This is a genomic window from Saccharospirillum impatiens DSM 12546 (assembly GCF_000423605.1).
Lineage (GTDB): Bacteria > Pseudomonadota > Gammaproteobacteria > Pseudomonadales > Natronospirillaceae > Saccharospirillum > Saccharospirillum impatiens.
Window position 1 is genome coordinate 1 of sequence record NZ_AUIH01000112.1, and the last position, 3,169, is coordinate 3,169.

The 3,169-nt window shown below is 54.0% G+C and carries 2 protein-coding genes and 1 pseudogene; 1 reads left to right on the forward strand and 2 read right to left on the reverse strand.

Annotated elements, in window-relative coordinates:
- Positions 1–188 precede the first annotated feature (188 nt).
- Both G565_RS0120520 and G565_RS0120525 read right to left on the reverse strand, forming a co-directional pair.
- A complete protein-coding gene (locus G565_RS0120520; protein ID WP_028672478.1) occupies positions 189–653 on the reverse strand; it encodes a universal stress protein in 465 nt (154 codons plus the stop codon).
- Positions 646–2,244, reverse strand: a complete 1,599-nt coding sequence (locus G565_RS0120525; RefSeq protein WP_028672479.1) for a BCCT family transporter — start codon at positions 2,242–2,244, stop codon at positions 646–648. Before G565_RS0120525 ends, G565_RS0120520 begins: the two co-directional genes overlap by 8 nt.
- A 601-nt stretch (positions 2,245–2,845) precedes the next feature.
- On the opposite strand from G565_RS0120525, the pseudogene G565_RS25290 reads away from it, so the two are divergent.
- Positions 2,846–3,078, forward strand: a pseudogene (locus G565_RS25290) (type II toxin-antitoxin system RelE/ParE family toxin).
- Positions 3,079–3,169: the final 91 nt, after the last annotated feature.

Below are 3,169 nucleotides of genomic sequence, written 5' to 3' on the forward strand. Positions count from 1 at the left end.
CTGGCTGACACGGGTCGGTAAACGTTTTGATCAGGGTTGCGGGGGACTGTTTGCAGCGATTGGCGTGGCATTGCTGTTCACTGGGCCATGAAAAGTAGACAGGGACCTAACAGCGTGTTGAGGTGGGTGTCCCCGTCTAGCCGTCTAGCCGTCTAGCCCCTCCGACAGTTCATGAGTCGTTCAAGTGGTCAGTTGCCCTTTTCTTCCGTCGCCTCAGGGTCAGCCTTTACCAATGACGGCAACACAAGTACCGAACAGGGTGCATTCACCGAAACATATTCCACCGTCGCACGGCGCAGGGGCCAGTATCCACCGCTGCCACGGGAAACCAGCATCATCAGGTCAGCTCCAAGCTGGCCTGCCAGGCCCACCAGCGTCTCGCCTGGGGTTCCAGCCACTACATGCAGGCTCACGCTGCGGTTTAAAGGCAAATACTTGCGGACAAGCAAGTCCAGTGTATTCCGAACCTGGGCCTCTTTCTGCTCCGGCCCCTCTGCGGTGACGTGCGGGAAGAACCCCCCACCCCCAGGGCTGTAAACGCTTGCAAGGTGGAGCTCACCGTCTTCGGCTAAATGGTTCATGGCCGTCTCCAGCGCGAACTGACCCTCGCCGTCGTCTTCCGGGTCAATGGCGATCAGCAGTTTTTTATACATGGTCGTTCTCCTGTTTGATTTCAGAAGTGGCCACCACTTCCGGGAACGCTCTTCCCTGGACCAGTTCATCCATACTGTAGCCGCGATAATCAGCCCGCACCGCCCGAAAAAGCGCGACAGCCATGATGACAAGCAAAATGCAGAAGGGCAGCCCAAGTGAGGTGATTATGTTTTGCAGCGCGTCCAATCCGCCTGCGAGCAACAGGGTAGCGGCGATTACACCCTGGGCTACCGCCCAAAAAACGCGTTGGCGCACCAGAGAGGGTTGATCATCGCGCCGGGTTAGCATATCGATAACCAGGGAAGCGGAATCGGATGACGTGGTAAAGAATACAACGATGATGACCACACTCAATGCCGATGACAGGCTCGCCAGCGGAAAAGCCTCCAGAAACGCGAAGATAGCCACTGAAGGATCTCGTTGTACCTGATCGGCCAGGGCGATCTGACCGGCCAGTTCCACCTGGATAGCGGATAGACCGAAGACGCCGAACCACACCAGAGTGAAGGCCGTAGGCGCGAACAGGACACCGATGACAAATTCACGAATTGTCCGCCCCCGGGAAATACGGGCGATGAAAATCCCGATATAAGGCGCCCAGGAAATGGTCCAGGCCCAATAAAACAGCGTCCACTGTTGTTGCCAGTCAGACTCATTGAAACTCTCGGTCCAGAACGACAACCAGGGCAGTGCATCCAAATAATCACCCACGCCCTGCACCATCCCTTTGGCTATAAAAACAGAGGGCCCCACAATGAGAACAAAGGCAAGCAATCCCATCGCCAACAGGATGTTGAGCTGGGACAGCCGCCGGACACCTTTGTCTAGCCCCAGCGCCACTGAGGTTGCTGCAACGCCGGTGATAACGGCAATCAGCAAGACATAAACCAAGCCAGTAGAGGGCACACCAAACAGGAAGTTCAAGCCACTGTTCAGTTGCAGGGTTCCAAGACCCAGCGACGTGGCCACCCCGAACAGGGTACCGAGCACGGCAACGACATCCACGGCCCAGCCCCAGGGTCCAAACGCTCGTTTTCCAAGAATCGGATAGAACACGCTGCTGATACGCATGGGCAGGTTGTGCCGGTAGGCGAAGTAACCGATCGCCAACCCCGGCATGGCAAAGATGGTCCAGGTGTGCAGACCAAAGTGGTAAAGCGCGACCGTCATGGCATCGCTGGCGGCCTGGTTCGAACCCGGCTGCACGCCTTCAAAGGGCGGTTGGGTGAAGTGGGAAATCGGTTCGGCTACGCCCCAGAACATCAGGATAGTGCCGATGCCGGCGGCGAACAGCATGGTAAACCAGGTCAGGTTGGAATAATCGGGTCTGCTGTTATCAGATCCCAGTCGAATGTTGCCATAGCGACTGACCGCCAAACCGAGCAGGAAGATTAACAAAGCGCTCACAGCGAAGATGTAAAACCAACCCAGGTTACGGGCCACCCAACCGGTAAGCAGCCCGAAACGGTTGGCAACGACGTCGCCAAACGGAACCGTCAGGGCTACGAAAAGTACGGCTATTCCCGCTGAGGGGAAAAACACCCCCGGTATAATCTGCAGTCCCAGTCGGCGTTGCAGTCGCTCCAGCACAAGAACCTCCGTTTTCTTCAAAAAGATCAGCAAAAGGCTTTACGCTACCATACACGCCATCCAGTCGCAGAACAGAGATCAATTCCGGTTCCATTACCGCTGGGGCCTCTCGCACTTGTTCCATCAAGAGCTCCTTTTGATGGTACAGCTCTGCCTCTCTGCAAGCGAGCTAATGACATAGAAGAACGGCCTGTCTTTCTTGCCCGCCTGTGCAGACACCCACATTAGGCACCTTTCAAGGAAAAGAACTTGATAGTTTGGAGCTACGCTATGCTGACGAGTGCACTGGGAGCGCTAACATGGAGGTGGGTGCCTCAGAAGCTTGCCTGCATTGTCATCGTGATGGGTGTCCTGAAGCGTTCTTTCTTTCGTGATTCAAGCTTTTAGGGCGGTATCTGGGCCGTAAACATTCCAAACAGGTATTAAACGGAGTTTTTTAATACCTAATTGGTTTCGCTTGTCAGGTTATCATATATGATACCTTCAAGATCCAGGATCAGTAGCAATGAGATGGGAGATTGTCTTTTACGAAGACGTACAGAACGACATTCTGAACTTGCCACCGAAGATTCAAGCCAGGATGATCCGGCTGTTGGAAATGATGGAAAAACACGGAGCACACCTTGGTGAGCCACACACAAAGCCGATGGGTAATGGGTTGTTTGAGGTTCGTGCCAAGGCAAAAGAAGGCATTGGTAGAGGTTTTGCTGTTATATGAAGGGCGAGTCCATTGTTGTGCTACACGCCTTTGTGAAGAAAGATCAGAAAACACCCAAGAGAGAACTGGAGCTTGCGAAAAACCGACTTCAGGAGGTGAAAAAGCATGAGTCTTAACAGGCTGTTGAAATTATTCCGCATGAACCGTGGGTTTGGTAACATACTCTCAGTCAAACTGATCCGGAGCCAATCAGATAATGCGCGGTCT